The sequence below is a fragment of the Pseudomonas sp. R62 genome, assembly GCF_000257605.1.
Classification (GTDB): domain Bacteria; phylum Pseudomonadota; class Gammaproteobacteria; order Pseudomonadales; family Pseudomonadaceae; genus Aquipseudomonas; species Aquipseudomonas atacamensis.
Genome location: NZ_JH635998.1, coordinates 881,595 through 885,649, shown reverse-complemented (window position 1 = coordinate 885,649; position 4,055 = coordinate 881,595). Strand labels below are relative to the sequence as shown.

Here is a 4,055-nt window from a genome sequence, read left to right as displayed (position 1 = left end):
CGGCCCCAAAAACCATTCACTGCGGTTCAACTTACTGTCCGCATACACAGGTTTTACGACTGCTTCGCAGCCGAACGGGGATAAATCCCCTCGCCCCAGGGGATTGTATGTACCGGAGGAAAGCATGGGCTGCATTCACACGGATAAACGGGTGATTCAGATACTGATCCGCGAAAGTTTGATATCCGGTTCCTGATTGACGCTCAGCTGTTCGACGATCGCATCCTGCAAACGGCTGCACAGCAGCGGATCGGACAACGGCTGGTTGTGCGCGTCGGTGATGAAGAACACGTCTTCCACGCGCTCGCCCAGGGTCGCAATCTTGGCGTTCTGCAGCGACAGGTCGAACTCGAGGAAAATCCCCCCGACCCGCGCCAGCAGGCCCGGCCGGTCAGGCGCCGTCAGTTCCAGCACGGTCACCGGACGCTGGGCGTCGTTGTGGATCGTTACTTGCGGGGCGAAGGCGAAGTGTTTGAGCTGGCGCGGCACACGGCGCTGGATGATCGTTGGGTAGTCGTCCGGGTTGCGCAGTGCCTCGGTGAGGCCTTCGCGGATCTGCTTGATCCGCGCAGGATTGTCGCCGATCGATTCGCCTTCGTTGTCGAGCACGATGTAGGTGTCGAGAGTGAACTGGCTGCTCGAGGTGATGACCCGGGCGTCGTGAATGTTCAGGTTGAGCTGGTCCATCGCCGCCACGGTCACGGCGAAGAAGTCGTGCTGGTCCGGTGCATAAATGAAGATCTGCGTGCCGCCCTCGAACTCGCGCTGGGTGGTTTCCTTGATCAGCACCAGCGGCCCGCCATCCACCGGTTGCTGCAGGATCGCATCGCTGTGCCAGGCTACATCGCCGGCGGTGTGGCGCAGGAAATAATCATCGCCCAATTGCGCCCACAGCTGCTCGACGTCGTCCGGATCGGTGCCGCCGCGCACCAGAATGTCCAGCGCCGCGCTTTGTGTCTGGCGAATCTGTTCTTCGCGATCCACCGGGTTTTCCAGACCCCGGCGCAGGGCGCGCTTGGTCTCGGTATAAAGCTGGCGCAGCAGGCTGGCGCGCCATGAATTCCACAGCGTCGGGTTGGTCGCATTGATATCGGCCACGGTCAGCACGTAGAGGTAGTCGAGGCGCGTTTCGTCGCCAACAGCTTGAGCGAAATCGTGGATCACCTGCGGGTCGGACAGATCCTTGCGCTGCGCGGTGGTGGACATCACCAAATGGTTCTGTACCAGCCAGACGATCAGGCGGCTGTCCCACACCGGCAACTGGTGACGCTGGCAGAACGCCTCGGCATCGACCGCGCCGATCTCCGAGTGATCACCATGCCGGCCCTTGCCGATATCGTGATACAGACCGGCCATGTAGATCAGCTCAGGTTTGGGCAGCTTGGCCATGAGCTTGGCGGCCAGCGGAAATTTCTCCGAAACCTGGGTGTACTGCAGTTTGCGCAGGTGTTTGATCAGATTCAGCGTGTGCGCATCGACCGTATAGATGTGGAACAGGTCGTGCTGCATCTGCCCGACGATAAAACCGAACTCCGGTAGATAGCGCCCGAGAATGCCGTAACGGTTCATCCGCCGCAGATTGCGGTGGATGCCGATCTTGCACTTGAACAGCTCGATGAACAGGCTGGTGTTGCGGATATCGTTACGGAAGTTGTCATCGATCAGATGACGATGTTCGCGCAGCAGACGAATGGTGTCGGCGCGCACCCCTTTGATTTCCGGCTGCTGGGCCATCAGCACGAAAATCTCCAGCATGGCGAACGGCGTGCGGCGGAACACGTTGTCATTGCGCGCTTCGATGTAGCCGTCATGCAGCTGGAAGCGTGAATTAATCGGTTGCGGCGGCGCTTCGTCTTCCGGAGCGAGGATGACTTCCTCGAAGTGCTGGATGATCAGATCGCTCAGTTGGGCGATGCTCATCACCGTGCGGAAGTACTGCTGCATGAAGTTTTCGACCGCCTGTTTGGCGTCGTCTCCTTCAAAGCCGAGCAGGCCGGCAATGGTGCGTTGATGATCGAACAGCAAGCGGTCTTCCGAGCGGCCGGCGAGCATGTGCAGGGCGTAGCGCACTTTCCAGAGGAATTCCTGGGAGGAGGCGAGCAGAGCGTTTTCGCTTTCGACCAGAAAGCCTTCGCCAGCGAGGGCGCGCAGGTTCAGGGTGCCGTACTGACGGCGGGCGACCCAGAGGATCGTCTGGATATCGCGCAGGCCACCGGGCGAGCCTTTGACGTTCGGTTCGAGGTTGTACTCGGTGTCGTTGTATTTGTGGTGACGGGCCTTCTGCTCGGCACGCTTGGCCAGGAAGAACTCCTTGGCCGGCCACATGTGCGCGGTGCTGGTGACGTCGAGCATGCGCTGGCGCAGACGCTCGGGGCCGCAGATGGTGCGGCTTTCCATCAGGTTGGTGACCACAGTAAGGTCGGCGCGGGCCTCTTCTGCGCATTCGTCGACCGAGCGCACGCTCTGGCCGACCTCCAGACCGATGTCCCACAGCAGCGTCAGAAAACGCTCGATGGAATCGCGGAAAACTTCGTGGTCGGCACTGTCGAGCAGAATCAGCAGATCGATATCGGAGTAGGGGTGCAGTTCGCCGCGACCGTAGCCGCCCACCGCCACCAGAGCGATGTCGGCGTCTTCGCTCCAGTTGAACTGCTCCCAGGCCTTTTGCAGGATATTGTCGACAAACCAGGCGCGGTCCTCAATCAGCCGGCGGATGTCGCGGCCATTGCGAAAACGCGTGTCGAGGACCTCGCGGGCCTGGCGGATCGCCTTCTTGAACGCCGCGATAGGACTCGCTTTGAGGGCCAGTTCAGCCTGGAACTGGCCGCGGTCGAAGAGTTCGGGATCCACCTGCGGCATCGATTGGCTTTCCTTCTATAGGCTGGGAGCGTTCTGGGTGTCAGGCCGAGACACGCGGGATGGTGTCATCGCTGCGCAAGGTGAAGATCTCGTAGCCGGTGTCGGTGACCAGCAGGGTGTGTTCCCACTGTGCCGAGAGCTTGCGGTCCTTGGTGATCGCGGTCCAGCCGTCGCCCAGAACCTTGGTGTCGGCCTTGCCCTGGTTGATCATCGGTTCGATGGTGAAGGTCATACCGGCCTTCAGTTCCATGCCGGTGCCGGCGCGACCGTAGTGCAGGATCTGCGGTTCTTCGTGGAAGACCTTGCCGATGCCGTGACCGCAGAACTCGCGCACCACCGAGAAACCGTTCTTTTCCGCGTGCTTCTGGATGACTTCGCCGATGTCGCCGAGGCGGCAGCCAGGTTTGACGATCTCGATGGCCTTGTACATGCATTCCTGGGTGACCTGCGACAGACGCTCGGCCCAGACCGGCACTTCGCCGACGTGGAACATGCGGCTGGTATCACCGTGGTAGCCGTCTTTGATCACCGTGACGTCGATGTTCAGGGTGTCGCCGTTTTTCAGCGGCTTGTCGTTAGGGATGCCGTGGCAGACCACATGGTTGATCGAAGTGCAGATCGACTTCGGGTAGCCCTTGTAGTTGAGCGGGGCAGGGATGGCCTGCTGCACATTGACGATGTAGTCGTGGCAAATCTGGTTGAGCTGATCGGTGGTCACGCCCGGTTTGACATGTTCGGCAATCATTTCCAGCACATCGGCGGCCAGTTTGCCGGCGACACGCATGCCAGCGATGTCCTCGGGGGTTTTGAGGTTGACGGTCATACAGGCTCTCTCTGCGCTCGGCGGCGCTTACGGATACGAATTGGGTGGCAAGCGTACATTTTGCGACCCTGAAAAACGCGATTCTACCAGACGGGAGGCGCAAATCCGCGCCTGCATGTCCAGCTTCTATCTATACAATGGTGCCCATCGAGCCGATTCCAAGGGGGCTGCGCCCGTGTCCCTGGTGCGAATACAGATTCCGGGTTCCGTTTCTGCGCACCCTGTGGTATAAAATGCGCCGCTTTCCGGGGATGCCCCGAAAAGCTTAAATCCACACACGTGTCGACACGATGACCTGGGTGCCTTGGGCTTTATGCCTCTGGTTGGTCATTGGGATACGTGGAGGCCAAACCCGACTTATCAAGGAACTATC

The 4,055-nt window shown here is 60.1% G+C and carries 2 protein-coding genes; both read right to left on the bottom strand.

The features are described from left to right. Positions 1 to 156: 156 nt before the first annotated feature. Positions 157 to 2,859: a [protein-PII] uridylyltransferase gene (locus tag OQK_RS05485; RefSeq protein WP_016771478.1), complete on the bottom strand. Its 2,703-nt coding sequence runs from the start codon at positions 2,857 to 2,859 to the stop codon at positions 157 to 159. A 40-nt stretch (positions 2,860 to 2,899) separates the two neighbouring features. Then, positions 2,900 to 3,682: a type I methionyl aminopeptidase gene (map, locus tag OQK_RS05480; RefSeq protein ID WP_016771477.1), complete on the bottom strand. Its 783-nt coding sequence runs from the start codon at positions 3,680 to 3,682 to the stop codon at positions 2,900 to 2,902. Positions 3,683 to 4,055: the final 373 nt, after the last annotated feature.